19 protein-coding genes are annotated in these 19718 nt (G+C 67.9%); 14 read left to right on the top strand and 5 right to left on the bottom strand.

Translation table 11 applies throughout. From position 1 onward, the window contains the following. Positions 1-47 precede the first annotated feature (47 nt). Both prpB and ACFJGT_RS00495 read right to left on the bottom strand, forming a co-directional pair. Positions 48-980: a methylisocitrate lyase gene (prpB, locus tag ACFJGT_RS00500; protein WP_377844737.1), complete on the bottom strand. Its 933-nt coding sequence runs from the start codon at positions 978-980 to the stop codon at positions 48-50. Positions 981-986: 6 nt separating this feature from the next. After that, positions 987-2438, bottom strand: a complete 1452-nt coding sequence (locus ACFJGT_RS00495) for a bifunctional 2-methylcitrate dehydratase/aconitate hydratase (RefSeq protein WP_377844735.1) — start codon at positions 2436-2438, stop codon at positions 987-989. Between the two features lie 212 nt (positions 2439-2650). On the opposite strand from ACFJGT_RS00495, the gene ACFJGT_RS00490 reads away from it, so the two are divergent. The 3 genes from ACFJGT_RS00490 to ACFJGT_RS00480 are packed head-to-tail and all read left to right on the top strand — an operon-like array spanning position 2651 to position 5609. Then, a complete protein-coding gene (locus ACFJGT_RS00490; protein WP_377844733.1) occupies positions 2651-3622 on the top strand; it encodes a Bug family tripartite tricarboxylate transporter substrate binding protein in 972 nt (323 codons plus the stop codon). A gap of 42 nt (positions 3623-3664) precedes the next feature. Further along, positions 3665-4090: a tripartite tricarboxylate transporter TctB family protein gene (locus ACFJGT_RS00485; RefSeq protein WP_377844731.1), complete on the top strand. Its 426-nt coding sequence runs from the start codon at positions 3665-3667 to the stop codon at positions 4088-4090. A gap of 1 nt (position 4091) precedes the next feature. After that, on the top strand, positions 4092-5609 hold the full coding sequence (locus tag ACFJGT_RS00480) for a tripartite tricarboxylate transporter permease (RefSeq protein WP_377844728.1): 1518 nt from the start codon (positions 4092-4094) through the stop codon (positions 5607-5609). A gap of 19 nt (positions 5610-5628) precedes the next feature. Here ACFJGT_RS00480 and ACFJGT_RS00475 read toward each other — a convergent pair whose 3' ends face one another. Next, entirely contained in the window at positions 5629-6333 is a 705-nt protein-coding gene (locus tag ACFJGT_RS00475) for an SDR family oxidoreductase (RefSeq protein WP_377844726.1), read from the bottom strand. A 194-nt stretch (positions 6334-6527) separates the two neighbouring features. Between ACFJGT_RS00475 and ACFJGT_RS00470 the strand changes: the two genes are divergently transcribed. Next, positions 6528-7691 (top strand): M20 aminoacylase family protein, encoded by a 1164-nt coding sequence (locus ACFJGT_RS00470; RefSeq protein WP_377844724.1) that lies wholly within the window; start codon positions 6528-6530, stop codon positions 7689-7691. 158 nt (positions 7692-7849) lie between these two features. On the opposite strand, the gene ACFJGT_RS00465 is transcribed toward ACFJGT_RS00470, so the two are convergent. Further along, on the bottom strand, positions 7850-8488 hold the full coding sequence (locus ACFJGT_RS00465; protein ID WP_377844722.1) for a DUF5074 domain-containing protein: 639 nt from the start codon (positions 8486-8488) through the stop codon (positions 7850-7852). 34 nt (positions 8489-8522) lie between these two features. Continuing rightward, a complete protein-coding gene (locus ACFJGT_RS00460; protein ID WP_377844720.1) occupies positions 8523-9743 on the bottom strand; it encodes a helix-turn-helix domain-containing protein in 1221 nt (406 codons plus the stop codon). Positions 9744-9859: 116 nt separating this feature from the next. On the opposite strand from ACFJGT_RS00460, the gene ACFJGT_RS00455 reads away from it, so the two are divergent. The 10 genes from ACFJGT_RS00455 (at position 9860) to ACFJGT_RS00410 (ending at position 19698) form a co-directional block, all read left to right on the top strand. Further along, the gene (locus ACFJGT_RS00455; RefSeq protein WP_377844718.1) at positions 9860-10639 is read left to right on the top strand and encodes a DUF899 domain-containing protein; all 780 of its coding nucleotides are present in this window, start codon (positions 9860-9862) and stop codon (positions 10637-10639) included. Positions 10640-10785: 146 nt separating this feature from the next. Continuing rightward, a complete protein-coding gene (locus ACFJGT_RS00450) occupies positions 10786-11262 on the top strand; it encodes a hypothetical protein (protein WP_377844716.1) in 477 nt (158 codons plus the stop codon). Further along, positions 11259-11840, top strand: coding sequence for a peroxidase-related enzyme (locus tag ACFJGT_RS00445; protein WP_377844714.1), 582 nt, complete (start codon positions 11259-11261; stop codon positions 11838-11840). Before ACFJGT_RS00450 ends, ACFJGT_RS00445 begins: the two co-directional genes overlap by 4 nt. 1 nt (position 11841) lies before the next feature. Beyond that, positions 11842-12798 (top strand): LysR family transcriptional regulator, encoded by a 957-nt coding sequence (locus tag ACFJGT_RS00440; protein ID WP_377844712.1) that lies wholly within the window; start codon positions 11842-11844, stop codon positions 12796-12798. After that, positions 12795-14249: a SidA/IucD/PvdA family monooxygenase gene (locus ACFJGT_RS00435; RefSeq protein ID WP_377844710.1), complete on the top strand. Its 1455-nt coding sequence runs from the start codon at positions 12795-12797 to the stop codon at positions 14247-14249. The genes ACFJGT_RS00440 and ACFJGT_RS00435 overlap by 4 nt, the downstream gene beginning before the upstream one ends. Next, positions 14249-15223, top strand: coding sequence for an ABC transporter permease (locus ACFJGT_RS00430; RefSeq protein ID WP_377844707.1), 975 nt, complete (start codon positions 14249-14251; stop codon positions 15221-15223). The genes ACFJGT_RS00435 and ACFJGT_RS00430 overlap by 1 nt, the downstream gene beginning before the upstream one ends. Further along, a complete protein-coding gene (locus ACFJGT_RS00425) occupies positions 15220-16122 on the top strand; it encodes an ABC transporter permease (protein ID WP_377844705.1) in 903 nt (300 codons plus the stop codon). Before ACFJGT_RS00430 ends, ACFJGT_RS00425 begins: the two co-directional genes overlap by 4 nt. Next, on the top strand, positions 16119-17108 hold the full coding sequence (locus ACFJGT_RS00420; protein WP_377844703.1) for an ABC transporter ATP-binding protein: 990 nt from the start codon (positions 16119-16121) through the stop codon (positions 17106-17108). Before ACFJGT_RS00425 ends, ACFJGT_RS00420 begins: the two co-directional genes overlap by 4 nt. Next, on the top strand, positions 17105-18130 hold the full coding sequence (locus tag ACFJGT_RS00415) for an ABC transporter ATP-binding protein (protein WP_377844700.1): 1026 nt from the start codon (positions 17105-17107) through the stop codon (positions 18128-18130). Before ACFJGT_RS00420 ends, ACFJGT_RS00415 begins: the two co-directional genes overlap by 4 nt. Continuing rightward, positions 18127-19698, top strand: a complete 1572-nt coding sequence (locus ACFJGT_RS00410) for an ABC transporter substrate-binding protein (RefSeq protein ID WP_377844698.1) — start codon at positions 18127-18129, stop codon at positions 19696-19698. The genes ACFJGT_RS00415 and ACFJGT_RS00410 overlap by 4 nt, the downstream gene beginning before the upstream one ends. The last annotated feature ends 20 nt before the right edge of the window (positions 19699-19718 follow it).

The following is a 19718-nucleotide window of genomic DNA, read 5'->3' as shown; positions in this document are numbered from 1 at the left end:
CCGCAGCTGCGGTTCGGGCGCCGGGTCGTTCCGGCACCCTCGTGTCCTCATGCGCTGCGCTCGCGCTGCGGCATGCCTTCCGGCGTGATCGTCGCGACGATGGAGGCGTCGAGCGCCTCGTAATCGGCGAGCCCGATCGTCTTGTAGAGTTCGACCCGCGTCTGCATCTGGTCGACCATCGCATGGGTGCCGCCATCGCGGGCAAGCGCGGCGTAGAGCTTCTCCTGCGCCTTGTTGGCGACGCGCAGCGAGGATACCGGCCAGATCACCATGCGGTAGCCCATCGCCTCGAACTCGTCGGCCGTGAAGAAGGGCGTACGGCCGAACTCGGTCATGTTGGCGAGCAGCTTCACGCCGGGCATGCGGCGGGCGAACTCGCGGAACATCTCGGCCGTGGTCAGCGCCTCCGGGAAGATCGCATCGGCGCCGGCCTCGAGATAGAGCTTTGCCCGCGCGACCGCGCCATCCATGCCTTCGCTGGCGGCGGCATCGGTGCGGGCGATGACGTAGAGATGGCGGCGCGCCCTGGCGGCAGCTGCGACCTTGGCCGCCATGTCATGGGCGTCGGCCAGCTTCTTGTCGTTGAGATGGCCGCATTTCTTCGGCAGGAGCTGGTCCTCGATATGGACGGCGCCGGCGCCGGCCTCCTCGAAGACGCGGACCATGTGCATGACGTTGAGCGCCTCGCCATAGCCGGTATCGCCATCGACCAGCAGCGGCAGGCCCGAGGCCCGCGCGATCTGGCGGATGAAGAAGGCGACCTCGTCGACGGTGATCATGCCGAGATCGGGGATGCCCATCGAGGCGGTCATCGCCGCGCCCGACAGATACAAGCCCTCGAAGCCGGCCATCCTGGCCTGAATCCCGGCCATGCCGTTATGGGCGCCGGGGAGCCGCGCGATGCCGCCGCGCTCGACCAGCGCCCGGAAGCGCTGGCCGGCCGGCTCGGACGGAAGATCGGAGGCGACGAGATAGGGCATGGGCGCTCAGCTGCAGTAGAGATCGACGTAGTCGTTGACCGACATCGCTTCGAGCTTCGCCTGATCCAGCGAAACGTCGAGAATCTCACGCTGGCGCTTCTCGACGAAGCGGCGGGCGAGATTGGTGCGGAACTTGGCCTCCAGCAGCGGGATGCCATCGGTGCGGCGGCGCTTGTGGCCGATCGGGTACTCGACCACGATCTCGGGCAGCACCGTGCCGTCCTTCAGCGTCACCGTCATGCCGTTGGCGATCGAGCGCTTCTCGGGGTCGTGGTAATCGCGGGTGAAGGCCGGGTCCTCGACGCATTCGATCTTGTCGCGGAGCGCATCGATGCGCGGATCGGCGGCGACGTCGTCCTCGTAATCGGCGGCGGTAAGACGCCCGAAGATGAAGGGCACGGCGACCATGTACTGGATGGTGTGGTCGCGATCGGCGGGATTATGCAGCGGGCCGCGCTTGTCGATGATGCGGATGCAGGCCTCGTGCGTCCTGATCCTGATCGAGGCGATGTCGTCGCTGCTGCGGCCCATCGTCTTGAGCTGATCGTGCAGCGTCATCGCGGCCTCGACCGCGGTCTGCGAGTGGAACTCGGCCGGGTAGGAAATCTTGAACAGCACATGCTCCATGACATAGGAGCCGTAGGGGCGCTGGAACTTGAAGCTCTGGCCGCGGAACGAGGCGTCGTAGAAGCCCCAGGTCTTGGCCGATAGCGCGGAAGGGTAGCCCATCTCGCCGGTGCGGGCGATCAGGGCGAGCCTGACCGCGCGGCTGGTGGCGTCGCCCGCTGCCCAGCTCTTGCGCGAGCCGGCATTGGGGGCGTGGCGATAAGTCCTGAGCGCCTGACCGTCGACGAAGGCGAGCGAGAGCGCGTTGACGATCTCGTCGCGGTCGAGCCCGAGCATGCCGGCGACGACCGCCGTCGAGGCGACCTTGACCAGGATGACATGGTCGATGCCGACCTTGTTGAAGGCGTTCTCCAGCGCCAGGCAGCCCTGGATCTCGTGCGCCTTGATCATGGCGGTCAGCACGTCGCGCATCGTCAGCGGCGCCTTGCCGGCGGCGACCGCGGTGCGCGACAGCCAGTCGGCGACGGCGAGGATGCCGCCGAGATTGTCGGACGGGTGGCCCCATTCGGCCGCGAGCCAGCAATCGTTGAAATCGAGCCAGCGGATCATCGTGCCGAAATTGAAGGCCGCCTGGATCGGGTCGAGCTGATAGGGCGTGCCCGGCACGCGGGCGCCGTTCGGCACGGTCGTGCCGGGAACGACGGGGCCGAGCAGCTTGGTGCAGGCGGGGTATTCGAGCGCCTCCATGCCGCAGCCCATCGTGTCGATCAGGCAGTTGCGGGCGGTCTCGTAGGCGAGGCTGCTCTCGACGCGATAGTTCAGCACGTAGTCGGCGATATCGACCAGCACGCCGTCCGGAGCCGGACGCTCATTGTTGTTGAATGTCGCCATATCGGGCCGTCCCTCGCATCGATCGCCCGCCATTCCGTCCTGGCAAGCGTTTATTGTCGACATAAATTACATTGAGACGCCCGTTTGACAAGTGGTTCTGCTTCGCTAATCTAAAAATTGTCGACAATCGAACCGAGCCGATCATGAGCCCGGACAGGCGACGCCAGCCCGCTAACGACAGGCGGGAGCAACAAGATTTTCGGAGGAACGCCATGAGGACAACGATCGCCACCTGCTGCGCGCTGCTGCTCTCGGCAACCGTCCACGCGCAGGACTTCCAGCCGCAGAACCCGGAATGCATCGCCCCTGCAGCGCCCGGCGGCGGCTTCGACCTGACTTGCCGGCTCACCAGCCGCGTGTTGAACGAGACCGGGCTGGTCGGCCCCTCGATCCGCACCACCAACATGCCGGGCGGCATCGGCGCCATCGCCTATAACAACATCCAGGCGCAGCGCGCCGCCGACGCCAATGTCATCGTCGCGGTCTCGACGGGCTCCTGGGTCAATCTCGCCCAGGGCAAGTTCGGCCGCTTCAGCGAATCCGACGTGCGCTGGCTCGGCGCGATCGGCGCCGACTACGGCGTGCTCGCCGTGCGCAAGGACAGCCGCTTCAAGACGCTGGCCGATGTCGTCGAGGCCCTGAAGAAGGACCCGACCTCGGTCAAGGTCGGCGCCGGCGGCACCGTCGGCAGCCAGGACTGGATGAAGCCGGCGCTCGTCTTGAAGGCGGCCGGCGTCGATCCGCGCAAGATGCGCTATCTCGCCTATGAGGGCGGCGGCGAGGCCATCGGCGCCCTGATCGGCGGCCATATCGACCTCTTCCCCGGTGATGCCTCGGAGGTGCGCGGCCAGCTCGAAGCCGGCGAAATCCGCCTGCTCGCGACCTTCTCGGACAAACGCCTGCCCGGCGCCTTCGCGCAGGTTCCGACGGCCAAGGAGCAGGGCTACGACGTGCAATGGCCGATCGTACGCGGCTTCTATGCCCCGCCGAAGGCGCCGGAAGCGTCCTATAACTACTGGACCGGCGTGCTGACCAAGCTCAATGCCGATCCGCGCTGGCAGAAAGCCCGCACCGAACAGGGCCTGTTCGAGTTCAGCATGGTCGGCGCGGAGTTCGACGCCTTCGCCAAGAAGCGGACCGCCGATTTCCGGGCGCTGGCGGCCGAGGTCGGCCTCGCCAAGTAGCGGCCGGCATCCCTTGCGGAAGCTGCAGGACGGGAGAGGATCATGATCGATCGCCTGGTCGGGTTGATCTGCGCATTGCTAGGCGCGGGCGCGATCTGGCACGCGCAGACCCTGCATGTGCCCTTCGCGGCCGATCCGGTCGGGCCGCGCGTGTTCCCGACGATCACCGGCGGCGTGCTGATCCTGGGCGGATGCATCCTGATGCTGCGCCCGGGGCCGGTGAAGATGGAGTTCGGGACATGGCCGCGCGCGCTCGCCGTGCTCGTGGCCAGCCTGATCTACCCGCTGCTCCTGCTGCCGATCGGCTTCATCGCCGCCACGTCGCTCCTCTGCTTCGTGGCCGCGCTGGCCTTCCACGCCCGGCCATTGCCAGCGGCGGCATCCGCCGTCGCCACAGCGGTCGTGTTCTTCGTGCTGCTCGACAAGCTGCTCGACCTGCCATTGCCACGCGGGCCGCTGGGGATCTGAGATGGACGCACTTGCCGCCCTGCTCACCGGCTTCCAGGTTGCGCTCACCCCGCTCAACCTCTTTGTGGCCTTTGCCGGCGTGGCGCTCGGCACCGCCATCGGCGCGCTGCCGGGCATCGGACCGATCAATGCGGTCGCCCTGCTGCTGCCGCTCTGCTTCGCCCTGAAGCTGCCGCCGGAGACGGCGCTGATCCTGCTCGCCGGGCTCTATTACGGCAGCGGCTATGGCGGCCGCATCTCCTCGATCCTGCTCAACATCCCCGGCGATCCCGGGCTGGTGATGACGACGCTCGACGGCTACCCGCTCGCCAAATCCGGGCGCGGCGCGGCGGCACTCGCGATCAGCGGCATCGGCAGCTTCGTCGGCGGCACCAGCGCCGTCATCCTGATGACCTTCCTCGCCGTGCCGCTGACGCGGCTCGCGCTCTCCTTCGGCCCGGCCGATTATGTCGCGCTGATGGTGCTGTCCTTTGCGCTGCTCGGAACGATGAGCGAGGGCAAGGCGGTGAAGACCTGGATCGCGGTCGCGCTCGGGCTCCTGCTCGCCATGGTCGGCATCGATGGCGGCACCGGCGTCGAGCGCTTCACCTTCGGCTCGCTGGAGCTGCTCGGTGGCATCGACTTCACCAGCCTGACCATCGGCCTCTTCGCCGTCGCCGAAATCCTGTTCCTGGCGGAGGGCATGATCAGCGGCGTGGTCTCCCGCACCGGGAATGGCGCTCGCCTGACCTTCCGCGAAATCATCTATTGCCTGCCGGCCATGCTGCGCGCGACCGGGCTCGGCTTCTTCCTCGGCGTGCTTCCGGGCACCGGCGCCTCCGTCGCCTCGGCCATGGCCTATACCGCGGAGAAGCGCATCTCCGACAAGGGCACCTTCGGCAAGGGCGACATGCGCGGCCTCGCCGCCCCGGAGACCGCCGACAATGCGGCCCAGACCGGCTCGATGGTGCCGATGCTGGCGCTCGGCATTCCCGGTTCCGGCACCACCGCCGTGATGCTCGGCGCCTTCATGATGTACTCGATCACGCCCGGCCCCCTGCTGTTCACGCAGCGGCCGGAGGTCGCCTGGGGCCTGATCGCCTCGATGTATATCGGCAACCTGATGCTGCTGGTGCTGAACCTGCCATTGGTCGGGCTGTTCGCGCGCCTGCTGCTGGTGCCGGCCTGGATCCTCTATCCCGGCATCCTCGCCCTGTCCTATGCCGGGGTCTATGCCGTCTCGAACTCGGCCTTCGAGCTGATCATCACAACCGGCATCGGGATCCTCGCCTACATCCTGCGCAAGGTCGGCATTCCCTTGATCCCGCTGATGCTGGCCTTCGTGCTGGCCCGGCTGCTGGAGGACAATTTCCGCCGGGCGCTGTCCTTGTCGGATGGCGGCTACGAGATCCTGTTCTCGACGCCGACCAGCATCGTGCTCTGGCTGCTGGCACTCGTCGCGATCGGCCTGCCACTGATCCGCAAGCCGAAGCTTCACCCGGCCGTGCCGGTGGCCGAAGCCGGAAAACCGGGCGCCTGAACGGCGCCCGGAACAGACTTCAGATCGCGCGGGTGATGCCGCCGTCGACGCGCAGGTTCTGGCCGGTGATATAGGCCGCGTCCTTCGAGGCGAGGAAGGCGATGGTGCCGGCGATCTCGTCGCTGGTGCCGTAGCGCTGCATCGGCACGCCCTGCCGCCGCTCCTCCGTCGCCGGCAGGCTGTCGATCCAGCCCGGCAGCACGTTGTTCATGCGGATATTGTCGGCCGCATAGGTGTCGGCGAAGATCTTGGTGAAGGAGGCAAGCCCGGCCCGGAACACCGCCGAGGTCGGGAACATAGAACTCGGCTCGAAGGCCCAGGCCGTCGAGATGTTGATGATCGCGCCGGCCTTCTGCTTCTGCATGATCGGCGTCACGAGCCGCGTCGGGCGGATGGCGTTCAGCAGATAGACGTCCATGCCGCGATGCCAGTCCTCGTCGGTGATGTCGAGGATCGGCGCGCGCGGCCCATGGCCGGCGCTGTTGACGAGCACGTCGATGCGGCCCCAACGCTCCATGGCGATATCGACGAGGCGCTTCAGGTCGTCGTTCGACTGATTGGAACCGGTGACGCCGATGCCGCCGAGCGCCGCGGCCAGCGCCTCGCCCTTGCCGGACGAGGAGAGGATGCCGACGGCGAAGCCCTCCTGCGCCAGGCGCTTCGCCGCCGCGGCACCCATGCCGCTTCCCCCCGCGGTGACCAGGGCGACCTTGTCCACTGCCATTCCAACCTCCTGCATCGACTGACGCGAATCCGGCGATCTTCGTAGCATTCCAGCCGGGCCGTGACGAACCCGCCCCGGCGCCGGCCTGCCCATCGCCATGCGCAACAAATTTGCATCCGGCCGGCAGGATTGCAGCGCTTCTTTCGGCGCATCTGCATTATCCCTTCCGAGCTCCGCAAAACGAGGCCGCTTCGATGTCCAAGCTCGATCTCGACGCCCTGCAATCCGAGATGACCGGGTGGCGGCGCCACCTGCACACGCATCCCGAATTCGGCTTCGAGGAGAAGCGGACCGCGGCCTTCGTGGCGGCCAAGCTGCGCGAATTCGGCCTGGACGAGGTCGTCGAAGGCATCGGCGGCACCGGCGTGGTCGGGACACTCAGGCGCGGTAGCGGCAATCGGGCCATTGCGCTCCGCGCCGACATGGATGCTCTGCGCATCGCCGAACAGAGCGAGCACCCCTATCGCTCGCAGACGCCCGGCGTGATGCATGCCTGCGGCCATGACGGCCATACCAGCATGCTGCTCGGCGCGGCCAAGCTCTTGGCGGAGGAAGGCGGCTTCGACGGCACCGTGCGCTTCCTGTTCCAGCCGGCGGAGGAATGGGGGCGCGGCGCGCTCGCCATGCTCGACGACGGATTGATGGAGCGTTTCCCCTTCGACGAGATTTACGGCCTGCACAACATGCCGGGCCTCGCCATCGGGCAATTCCAGACGCGCGCCGGGTCGTTCATGTCGGCCGAGGACAATTTCGAGATCGTGCTGAAGGGCGTCGGCGGGCATGCCGCCAAACCTCATGCCGGCAGCGAGGTGCTGGTCGCCGCCTGCTCGCTCGTGATGCAGCTCCAGACCATCGTCTCGCGCCGGCTGAGCCCGGCGGATATCGCCGTGGTCTCGGTCACCGAACTCTTGACCGACGGCACCCGCAACGTGCTGCCGGGAACGGCGCGCATCCTCGGCGACGCCCGCAGCTTCCGCCCCGAGGTCAGCGCCGCGATCGAGCGCCAGATGGGCATCATCGCTGTTGGCACGGCCGAGAGCTACAATCTCACCTGCGAGATCACCTATACGCGCGAATTCGTGCCGCTGGTGAACGACGCGGCGCTCTCGCAGGAAGCGCTCGCCGCCGCCCGAACGGTGCTTGGCGAGGCGAATGTCGCGATCGCCGCGGAACCGATGACGGGCTCGGAGGATTTCGCCCGCTTCCTCGACCATGTGCCCGGCTGCTTCGCCTATGTCGGCAATGGCGAGGGCTCGGCCCCGCTGCACAACGCGTCCTATGATTTCGATGATCGCGGCCTGATCCACGGCGCCCGGTTCCACGCCGCGATCGTCAGGCACAGGCTGGGCGCCGGCTGAGCTCGCGCCGCGCGAGAAGCAAATCCTTCCAGCGCGGCGCTCCGAGAAAGGAGCTCGCGAACATCCCCTGATGTTTGGAATCAAACCCTACGCCCACCAGCGTAGAGATGAGCCTGCTCTCGCCGCAACGGCTGTCGAACAGGCTCATGCTTCACCATTCAGGCGCGCTTCGGCCGGCGCACGGCCCGCAGCGTGCTTTTGCCGACGTCACCGCAATAGAAAAGGTCGGCCCCGTCCGATTCCAGGCCGGACAAGCCGACGCCGGAGGGCATCGCCAGCGCGTCCAGCCCCTTGCCGGTGGCGGGATCGATCCGGCGCAATTCGCTTTCGCCGTCTTCCCAGGTGCCGTGCCACAATTCGCCGTCGACCCAGGTCACGCCGGTGACGAAGCGGTTGGTCTCGATGCTGCGCAGCACCTTGCCAGTGGCGGGGTCGATCTGGTGGATCTTGCGCTCGCGGTAGTGGCCGACCCAGAGCGAGCCCTCGGCCCAGGCGAGGCCGGAATCACCGCCCTTGCCGGGCGCGGGGATCGTGCCCAGCACGGAACCGGTCCGCGGATCGATCTTCTGAATGCGGTCCTCGGCGATCTGGAAGAGATGCGTGCCGTCGAAGGCCGTGCCGGCATGGGCGGGCACGTCGATGGTTCTGATGACCTCGCCCTTGGCGGTATCGAGCTGGTTCAGCCTGTCGCCGGAGGCGAACCAGACATTGGCGCCGTCGAAGCTGACGCCATGGACCTTTTCGACGCCCGGAAACGGGCCGTAGATGCGGGTGATTTCGGCATTGGTCATGGTCATGGCGTTGCTCCAGCGCTTGTTGTGATGCCGGACCCTAGCCATCCGGCCAGGAGGCCGGGAGTAACAAACTCGTCGCGAAACCCGGCGTCGGCGGCATCAGCCAACGGCGCGCCCGCGCCTGCCCGTAGGACTGGACCTTGCCGGTCTCGGCAAGGGCATCGAGCGCACGCTGGACGCTGCGCTGGCTTGAGCCGAGCGCCAGCGCCAGGGCGGAACTCGACCATGTCTCGCCATCGGCCATGAGGGCGAGCACCATGGCATGTTTCTCCTCGACCGGGCGCGCCAGCACCGCGATTCCCGTCGCACGGCGTGGCGCGATGACGAAGCCGCGCTCCGTCGCGCTGATCCGCACCAGCGGCCGCAGCGCCGCACGCAGGCGGCCGATCTCGACGCGCAATCGCGCCCGGTGCGACTCATCGGTAAACCGCGAGCCGAAGGCGCCGGCGATCAGGACATCGCGTGGCGCATCCATCGGCCAGGCCTCGGCCAGTGCCCGCAGCAGCGCGAAGAGCACGGGACGCGTCGCCAGCGAAACTGCGTTGTCACGGTCGTGCACGGCATTGCGGCAGGCATCGACGATCAAGACCTCCGAGCCCTGCAGGTCCTCGACCTCGTCGAGCAGCAAGGGGCGCTCGACGCCATCGGCGATCAGGCGTGCGGCCGGCTCGTCGAGTAGGCGGCTTGCAGCATCGACCTCGGCGATCAGCGCCAGGATCCTGGCCCGGCCGGCAGCCTCGCGCGCCTCCGCCAGGGCGGCTCTCGCGCTCCGCGCCTTCATCCGGCGCAACGCAATGCCGGCCCTCGCCAATCCGTGGACGGCCCGCAGCGGTGCAGGCAACTGCGCGGGATCGATGCCGGCGAGCCGCTCCCCCGCATGGTCGAGCCGGCCGATCAGCAGCAGCCGGCGGATGTCGAGCAGGCGCGCATGGGCGGCGTTCGCGCGGTCGCCATGGGCCTCGAGTTCCGCGCCGGCTTCGTCGAGCCGGCCGGGCGGCCAGCCGAGATCGCGCGCCGCCAGAGCGACCTCAGCCTCGGCGACCGTGCAGCGGGCGCGAGCGACCGCTTCCCCCGCCCCGAAGGCGCGGCCGGCGCGGCGCAGCAAAACCTTGGCGCGGGCGAAATCGCCGAGCTGGGCCATCGCGATGCCGCGCAGCGCCAGGGCGGGCGCATCGTCGCGCAAGGCGACCCGGTTCAGCGCACCCAGCGGATCGCCCTTCGCCAAGGCCTGCGCCGCCGCCGTGATCAGCGAGTCCATTGGAATCCCGCCAAACTTGTCACTCCCACCGTCTGCCGCCTCCGCCTTACCACCGATCGCGACGCCGCATCGAGTGTCGAGGCGGCGCGGACATCTGGCGACAGGAGGGAGACATCATGACCCGTCATGCGATCGGAACACGCGAGGAATGGCTAGCCGCCCGGCTCGAACTGCTGGAGGCCGAGAAGGCGCATACGCGGCAGGGCGATGCGCTGGCCGAGCGGCGGCAGGCGCTGCCCTGGGTGAAGGTCGAGAAGGACTATCTCTTCCAGACCGAGCAGGGCGACGCTTCGCTCGCCGATCTCTTCCAGGGGCGCTCGCAGCTCCTCGTCTACCATTTCATGTTCGGGCCGGACTACAAGGCCGGCTGCCCGTCCTGCTCGGCGATCGCCGACGGGTTCAACGGCTCGGTGACCCATCTCGCCAACCACGACGTGATGCTCTGGGCGATCTCGCGGGCGCCGATCGACAAGCTCCTCGCCTTCCGGGAGCGGATGGGCTGGAGCTTCCCCTGGGCCTCGTCCGGCGAGAGCGACTTCAATTTCGACTACAACGTCTCCTTCACCGAAATGCAGGAGCGGACGCAGGGCATCGACTACAATTTCCGCCACCAGCCGAAATTCGAATGGCGCGGCCCCGGGAACGAATTCGAACGCTCCTTCGCAACGATGGCCGGGGTGGACGTGCCGACCTATCACCGCGACCGGCCGGGCCTGAGCGCCTTCATCCGCGAGGATGGCGCGATCTACCACACCTATTCCAGCTATTCGCGCGGCGTGGACGGCGTCTGGGGCATGTATGCCTGGCTCGACCGGGCGCCGAAGGGCCGCAACGAGGCGGATGGGCCGTGGTGGCTCCATCGCGACCGCTACGCCGCCCGCCCGGCCACGCCGTAGCACGCAGGACTTCCGAGAGAGCCGCGCGCCAGCCCGCAACACGCGCGCGGCTTGGCTGCCGGCAAAGCTCCTTGACGCAGCGCAAATTCGTTGCTTCATTCGTTTAAAGCATCAAGCAGCGAAGTTGATGCATGAAAGGGATTGCCATGGCCCAACCCGCCAACCCCGAGGCGTCTCCCTGGCTCGGCGCCGCATCGGCCGCCGCACAGTCACGCAGCAACATCTTCGAGATGAGCCGGCAGGCCGAGAGCGCGGTCATCGCTCCGCGCGACCCCGGCGGCTTTCCCTCCGCATGGCGTCATGCCGTCGCGGCCCGGATCGCGACCTTGAACGCGCTGCCGGACCTCGCCGCACATTATCTCGCCGGCGTGACCGAGCCGGCGGTGCGCGGCCTCGCCGATCCGGCCGAGGCCGGGCGCGACGCCCGTGAACGCAGCGTCATCACCTTCATGGACCGGGTCGCGACTCAGCCGCGGGCGGTGCAGGCCGAGGAGATCGAGGGGCTCAAGGCGGCCGGCGTGGCTGATGCCGATATCGTGCGGCTCTGCGAACTCAACGCCTTCATGAGCTATCAGTGCCGCGTCCTCGCCGGGCTCGCGGCCCTCAAGGGAGCTTCCGCATGAGCCGGGTCGTGCATCGCTTCACCCGCAACGTGCCGGACTGGCAGCCGCGTGTGACCCCGGTCGACCTGACCAAGGCGAGCCCCGAGCAGCTCGACGCGCTGAAGGTCACGCCGTCCAATACCAAGGTCTCGGACTATGTGCTGGTGCTGGCGCATGATCCGGAGACGCTCAACGTGCGCTCGCCGCTGTTCAACGGCATCATGTACGACCCCGGCGGCCTGAGCCGGGCCGAGCGCGAGCTCGGCGCGATCGGCGCCTCGGTGGTCAACCGCTGCATCTATTGCGCTGCCGTCCATGCCGCGCGTCATGCGCAGCTCAGCAAGGACACCGCCGTCACCGACGAATTGTTCGCCAATGGCGAGAAGGCCAAGCTCGGCCCGCGCGACCAGGCGATCTTCAACTATTCCGTCAAGCTCTCGCAATCGCCGCCGGCCGTGACCGAGGCCGATACGGCCCGCCTGCGCGAAGCCGGGCTGGACGAGGCCGAGATCGTCGACCTCATCCTGTCCACGGCCCTGTTCGGCTGGGCTAACCGATTGATGCACATCCTCGGCGATCCGGTCCGCAAAGACGGGTGAGATGAGCCGCCTCAAGATCCTCGAGGCCTATCTGCAGGTCGCCTCGCTTGGCAGCGTCACGGCGGCGGCGAAGCATCTGGGCGTGTCCCAGCCTTCGGTCAGCCGCATGATCCAGGAGCTGGAGCGCGATCTCGGCCAGCCGCTGTTCGAGCGCGTCGGCCAGCGTCTCGTGCTGACGCAGAAGGGCATGGTGCTGCGCGACGATGTCGAGCGGGCGCTGGCCGGCTTCGTGAACCTATGGGAACGCGCCCGCGAGGTGATCGGCGAGGCCGAGCCGCCGATCCGGATATCGGCGGTCTCGTCGCTCGCCTTCGGCCTGCTGACCGATGCCTGGAACGGGGCCGATGCGCCGCGGCTCGCGATCGAGGTCGAGAATCCCGATCGCGTGCAGAACGCCGTGATCTCCGGCGATGCACAGCTCGGCGCGACCAGCGCGCCACTGCTGCACCGGGACCTCACGCTCGAATGGCTGGGCACGGCGCCTTGCGTGCTCGCGGTGCCGGAGACCGATCCGCTCGCGCAGATCGAAGGGCCGATCGATCTCCATGCCCTCGCCGGGCGGGACCTCGTCGGCATGTCCTTGCGCCGTGGCTTTCCGGCGCGCATCCGCGCCGCGCTCCACGCGGCCAATGTCGATGTCCGGGTCCGGATCCGCACGACCTCGACCATGAACGTGTTGTCCTTCATCCGGGCCGGCGCCGGCATCGCCATCGTCGAGCCGCTGACGCTGACCGGCAATCCGACGCCCGGCATCCGTGTCCTGCCGTTGGCGACACCGATCCCCTACTGCTTCGGCGTGGTGACCGCGCGCGGCGTCACCGTCTCCGACAAGGCCCGTGACCTGATCGCCGCGATCAAGTCGAGCGCACAGAAGCGCCTCGCCGCTTTCAACCTGATCCCGCCCGAAGAGCACCAGGCGCTCCTCGCCTCGCTGACCAAACAGGAGACGCGGCTGTGACGACGAGACAGGCCGAGGCGCCGGAAGGGCTGGAGGCGCTGAACCGGCGCGTCGCCCGCGAGCTCGAATTGCTGACCCTGCCGGCTGCGCCGTGGGTTCCGGAGACAACCGTCGGCGGCGAGCCGGTGCTCGACGTCGCGATCATCGGCGCCGGCATGGCGGGCCTCGCCGCCGCCGCCGCCTTCCGCAATATCGGCCTGCGCGCCGTCAATTTCGACCGGCGCCCGCAGGGCTTCGAAGGTCCCTGGGCGACCACGGCGCGGATGGAGACATTGCGCTCGCCGAAGACCCTGACGGGGCCGGCGCTCGGCATTCCCTCGCTGACCTTCCGCGCCTGGTTCGAGGCCCAGTTCGACGCCGCAGACTGGGAGGCGCTCGACAAGATCCCGCGCCTGATGTGGATGGACTATCTGCGCTGGTTCCGCGAGGTTCTCGCTCTCGATGTCCGCAACGGCCATGAGATCGCGATGATCCATCCCGGCCCCGAGCATGCGACGCTGGAGATCGACGCCGCCGGCAAGCGCCAGCGCGTGCTCGCCCGCCATGTCGTGCTCGCGACCGGCCGCGACGGGCTCGGCGGCCCGGCCGTGCCGGAGATCGCGGAGAGCCTGCCGCGCGAGCGCTGGGCGCATTCCTCGGATGAGAACGACTACGCGCAACTCCGCGGCAAGCGCGTCGCGGTGATCGGCGCCGGCGCCTCGGCGATGGACAGCGCCGGCACGGCGCTCGAAGCCGGCGCCGCCAGCGTCGACCTCTTGATCCGCCGCCGCGACATCCCCCGCATCAACCGCGGCAAGGGCATGGGCCATCCCGGCTCGACCGCCGGCTATCGCCATCTGCCCGATGCCTGGAAATGGCGGATCAACAGCTACATCGCCCGCAAGCAGGTGCCGCCGCCGCGCGCCAGCGTGCTGCGGGTCTCGCGCCACCCCAATGCCTTCTTCCGGCAGGGCACGGCGCTGCTCTCCGCCCGGATGGACGGCGACGAGATCGTGGTCGAGACCAGCGCTGGCACGATGCGCTTCGACTTCATGATCTTCTCGACCGGCTTCAAGGTCGATTGGGGCAGCCGGCCCTTCCTCAGGGAGATCGCGGCCAGCGCCCGCAACTGGGTCGATCGCGGCCTGCCCGAGGATGCCGAGCCCAGCCTCGGTGCCATGCCCGATCTCGGGCCTGCCTTCGAGTTCCAGCCGAAGCTGCCGGGAACCTGCCCCGGCCTCGAGCGCATCCATTGCTTCTGCTATCCGGCGATGATGTCGCACGGCACGGTTTCCGGCGACATTCCGGCGATCAGCGACGGCGCCGAGCGATTGTCGCAGGCGATCGCGTCCAGCCTCTTCCGCGAGGATATCGCGATCCACTTCCAGCGTGGCCAGGAGTATTCGGAGCCCGAAATCTTCGGCGACGAATGGGTGCCGATCCTGCCCGAACCCGCGAAGGTGCCGGTCTGATGCTCGGGTGGCTGCTCCAGCGCGTCGCGCAGGCGCTCCTCGTGATCTTCGCCATGTCGCTCGTGGTCTTCCTCGGGCTGCATGCCGTCGGCAACCCCGCCGACCTCCTGCTGGCACCGGACGCAACCCAGATCGACCGGGCGGAGCTCGTGGCGAGGCTCGGGCTCGACCGGCCGCTCTGGGAGCAGTACCTGAACTTCGCGGGCAGCGCGCTCAAGGGCGATCTCGGCCGTAGCTTCGTCTACAACGTGCCCGCGGTGACGCTGATCCTGCAGCGCTTGCCGGCGACGCTGGAGCTCGCCTTCGCCGCGATGGTCTTCGCCGTCATCATCGGCGTGCCGCTCGGGCTCTATGCCGGGCTCTATCCCGAACGCCTGCTGTCGAAACTGATCCAGACCGGCAGCATCCTCGGCTTCTCGCTGCCGACCTTCTGGGTCGGGCTCCTGCTCATCATGACCTTCAGCGTCTCGCTGGGCTGGCTGCCGGCGAGCGGGCGCGGCGAGACGGTGCGCGTCTTCGGCGTCGAATGGTCGTTCCTGACGCTGAACGGCTGGCGCCACCTGCTCTTGCCGGCGATCAATCTGTCGCTGTTCAAGGTCTCGCTGGTGATCCGCCTGACGCGGGCCGGCGTGCGCGAGGTCCTGCCGCTCGACTATGTCCGCTTCGCGCGGGCCAAGGGCCTGCGCCGCGGCCGGATCGTGATGATGCATATCCTGCGCAACATCATGATCCCGCTGGTGACGGTGCTCGGGCTCGAACTCGGCTCGACCATCGCCTTCGCCGTGGTGACCGAGAGCATCTTCGCCTGGCCGGGCTCGGGCAAGCTCATCCTCGACAGCATCAACGCGCTCGATCGGCCGGTGGTGATGGCCTACCTGCTGGTGGTGGTGACGCTCTTCGTCATCATCAACCTCATCGTCGACATTCTCTATCGCTTCCTCGATCCGCGCGTCCGCGAGGAGGCCTCGGCATGACCACGGTTCCCGCCGCCGCTTCCGCCCGTCGTCCGTCGAGCAATGCGCTGCGCCGCTTCCTGCGCGCCCCCTCCGCCTGGATCGGGCTCGGCCTGATGACCCTGCTCGTCATCGGCGCGGTGTTCGCGCCGCAGATTGCGCCGCAGAACCCGTTCGATCTCGCCGCCATCGACGTGCTCGACGCGCGGATGACGCCGGGCTCCGTGTCGTCGACCGGTGACATCACCTATCTGCTCGGCACCGACGGACAGGGCCGCGACCTGTTCTCGGCGATCCTCTACGGTCTTCGGACCAGCCTCACCGTCGGCGTCGGCTCGGCGGTGCTGGCCGGCATCATCGGCATCATGCTCGGATTGATCGCGGCCTGGAGCGGCGGCTTCATCGATGCGCTGATCATGCGGCTGGTCGACCTGCTGATGTCGCTGCCCTCGATCCTCGTCGCGCTCCTGATGCTCGCGCTGCTCGGCAAGGGCATCGGCAATGTCGTGCTGACGCTCGTGCTGCTCGAATGGGCCTATTACGCCCGCACCGCCCGCGCCCAGGCGCTGGTCGAGCGCAAGCGCGATTATTTCGAGGCGGCACGCGGTCTCGGCCTGCCGACTTCACGCATCCTGCTGCGCCATGTCCTGCCAAATTGCCTGCCACCCCTGCTGGTCATCGGAGCGCTGCAGGTCGCGCGCGCCATCACGCTGGAAGCGACGCTCTCCTTCCTCGGGCTCGGCGCGCCGGTGACGCAGCCCTCGCTCGGCCTGCTGATCGCCAACGGCTTCCAGTTCATGCTCTCCGGCGAATACTGGATCAGCTTCTTCCCGGGGCTCACGCTGCTGACGGCCATCGTCGCGATCAACCTCGTCGGCGACCGCCTGCGCGAAGTGCTCGATCCGAGGGCGCTGAAATGACCGCGCCGCTCCTCGAAATCCGCAAACTGCGCACGCGCTTCCGCACCGATCGCGGCGATCTCGACGCCGTGCGCGACGTCTCCTTCACCTTGCGGGCCGGCGAGACGCTCGGCCTCGTCGGCGAGAGCGGCTCGGGCAAGTCGGTCACCGGCTTCTCGATCATGGGGCTGATCGACCCGCCGGGACGGATCCTCAGTGGCGAGATCCTGTTCCGGGGGCAGGACCTGACGAAGCTCGACGAAGAGGCGATGCGCCGCTTGCGGGGCAACCGCATCGCCATGGTCTTCCAGGACCCGATGATGACGCTGAACCCGGTGCTCCGGATCAGCACGCAGATGATCGAGACGATACGGGCGCATGAATCGATCGACGACGCTTCGGCCCGCATCCGGGCGCGTGACCTGCTCGGCACCATGGGCATCCCGAGCCCGGAAGCCCGGCTCGACGCCTATCCGCACCAGCTCTCCGGCGGCATGCGCCAGCGCGTCGCGATCGCCATCGCCTTGATCAACAAGCCCGACCTGATCATCGCCGACGAGCCGACAACCGCGCTCGACGTCTCGATCCAGGCGCAGATCCTGGCCGAGGTGCAGCAACTGACCCGCGAGAGCGGCACCGCCCTGCTCTGGATCACGCATGACCTCTCGGTCATCGCCGGCATCGCCGACGAGATCGCCGTGATGTATGCCGGCCGCATCGTCGAGCATGGTGGAATAGACGCCGTGCTCGACCAGCCGAGCCATCCCTATACCGCCGGGCTGATCGGCAGCCTGCCAGGGACGAGCCCGCCGGGCTCGATGCTGGTGCAGATTCCCGGCACGACGCCGGACATGGTCGATCCCCCGCAGGGCTGCGCCTTCGGGCCGCGCTGTTCGCGCCGCGACGACGCCTGTGAGCGCCAGCCCGCCTTCACCGAGAGCCCGCACCGCCTGCGCTGCTTCCATCCCCTGTCTGGCCCCGCCTCGGCCGCCGAGGTGTCGGCATGACCGTGACCGTGGCCCCTTCCCCTCCCGCACTGGAGACACGCAGCCTCACCCGACATTTCGGCCGCCCGGCCGGGCTTGCGGTGAAGCTGCATCTGGCGAAGCGCCAACCGATCATCCGGGCGCTCGACGGCATCGACCTGACCATCCCGACCGGCGAATTCGTCGGGCTCGTCGGCGAATCCGGCTCGGGCAAGTCGACGCTCGGGCGCATCGCCGCCGGCCTCCTGCCGCCGAGCACGGGCGAGGTCGAGGTCTTCGGGCGTTCGCCGCAGGGCGACCGCTCGGTCCATCGCGACGTGCAATTGATCTTCCAGGACCCGCAGGCCAGCCTCAATCCGCGCATGCGGGTGGCCGAGGCCATCGGGGAGGCGCCGCTCGTGCACGGTATCGCTGGCCGGTCTGAGATCGACGACTATGTCTGCGCTCAGATGCGGCGTGCCGGGCTTGACCCCGCCTATCGCCAGCGCTTCCCGCACCAGTTCTCCGGCGGCCAGCGCCAGCGCATCTCGATCGCCCGCGCCCTCGCGCTGCAGCCCCGCTTCCTGGTCTGCGACGAATCGGTCGCTTCGCTCGACGTCTCGATCCAGGCGCAGATCCTCAACCTGTTCATGCAGCTCCGGCGCGAGCTCGACCTGACCTATCTCTTCATCAGCCACGATCTGCGCGTCGTCCAGCACATCGCCGACCGCGTGGTGATCATGTATCTCGGCCGCATCGTCGAGGATGCGCCGGCCGCGAGGTTCTTCGCGCATCCGAACCATCCCTATACGCAGGGCCTGCTGGCGGAGATTCCGAGCCTGAAGCAGCGGCGGCGTGCCTATGCACCGGTCAAGGGCGAGATCCCGAGCCCGGCCGCGCCACCGCCCGGCTGCCATTTCCATCCACGCTGCCCGGCCGCCTTCGACCGCTGCCGCATCGAAAGACCCGCCCTGCGCGAGATCGTGCCGGGCCATCGTTCTGCCTGCCACCTCAACGACGTCGCAGCGGCCCCGGCCCGCGCGCAAACAGGAGAGATCGCATGACGACCAAACTGAGCACGCTCGCCCTCTCGGCGGCGCTGATCGTCGCCGCAGGCGCCGCCCATGCGGAAGACCTGCGCATCGGCTTCGCCGACCCGGTCTCGGCGATCGATCCGCAGCTCAACAACCATGCCGGCGACCATTCGGTCTCGCAGCATTTCTGGTCGCGGCTCGTCGCGCAGAAGACCGAGGGCGGCGTGGTGCCCGACATCGCCGCATCCTGGAAGAATCTCGCGCCCAATACCTGGGAGTTCAAGCTGCGCGAGAACGCGGTCTGGAGCGACGGCAAGCCGGTCACGGCGGAGGATGTCGCCTTCTCCTACGAGCGCGCCCAGAACGTGCCGGGCACCGTCGCGAGCTACAAGGGCTTCCTGCGCAATGTCGCCAAGGTCGAGATCAAGGACCCGCATACGCTGGTGATCACCAGCCATGCGCCCGATCCGCTGCTGCCGATCAACATCTCCAGCATCTACATCGTCAGCAAGCATATCGGCCAGGGCGCGACGACCGACGACTACAACAGCGGCAAGGCGATGGTCACCGAAGGCCCCTATGCCTTCGTCAGCTATACGCCGGGCGACCGCATCGAGATGAAGCGCAACGAGCGCTTCTGGGGCCCGAAGCCCGAATGGGAGAAGGTCAACTACCGCTATATCGCCAACCCGGCGGCGCGCACGGCCGCCCTGCTCTCGGGCGATGTCGACGTGATCGACAAGGTCTCCTTCTCCGATATCGAGAAGCTGGAGAAGAATCCCAAGGTCAAGGTCTGGTCCTATCCCGGCCTGCGCGCGCTGATCATGCAGCCGAGCTTCAACCCCGCGCCCTCCAAATTCCTCACCGACAAGGCCGGCAAGCCGCTCGACAAGAACCCGCTGCTCGACGTCCGCGTCCGCAGGGCGCTCAACATGGCGATCAACCGCGACGCGATCGCCGACCGCGTCGCGCGCGGCGGCGTGACCGTCGCGACGCAGTGGATGCCGGCCGGCAGCTTCGGCTACGATCCCGACCGCTCGAAGATCGATGTCGATCCCAACAAGGCCAAGGCCTTGCTGACCGAGGCCGGTTATCCCAACGGCTTCAAGCTGACCATGCATGTGCCGGGAGAGCGTTATCCGCTGGCGCCGGAGACCGCGCAGGCCATCGCGCAGTTCTGGACCCGGATCGGCGTCGAGACGCAGGTCGAGGTCGTGCCCTTCTCGGTCTATTCCGGCGCGGCCAACAAGAACGAATATGCGATGAGCATGATCGGCTGGGGCAACGGCACCGGCGAGGGCACCTATGCGATGCTGGCGATCCTCGCGACCGCCGATCCCGCCAAGGGCCTGGGTGCCTCGAACTGGGGCCGCTACAGCAACCCGAAGCTGGACGAGGCGCTCGCCAAGGCCAGCGCCGAATTCGACGACGCCAAGCGCGAGGCGATCATCAAGGACGCGGTCAAAGTCGTGATGGACGATGTCGGGATCATGCCGCTCTATCACTACAAGAACATCTGGGCGAGCCGGCCGGACCTGAAGGTCGTGCCCTGGCATAGCGACCGCACCGTCGCGATGCAGGTCAGCAAGGCCAAGTAGGGCCAGGTCAGGGACGCCGC

The organism is Allobosea sp. UC22_33 (genome assembly GCF_042700715.1).
Taxonomy (GTDB): Bacteria; Pseudomonadota; Alphaproteobacteria; order Rhizobiales; family Beijerinckiaceae; genus Allobosea.
Note: the sequence above shows the minus strand (reverse complement) of the source record. Positions and strands in the feature narration are given on the sequence as shown.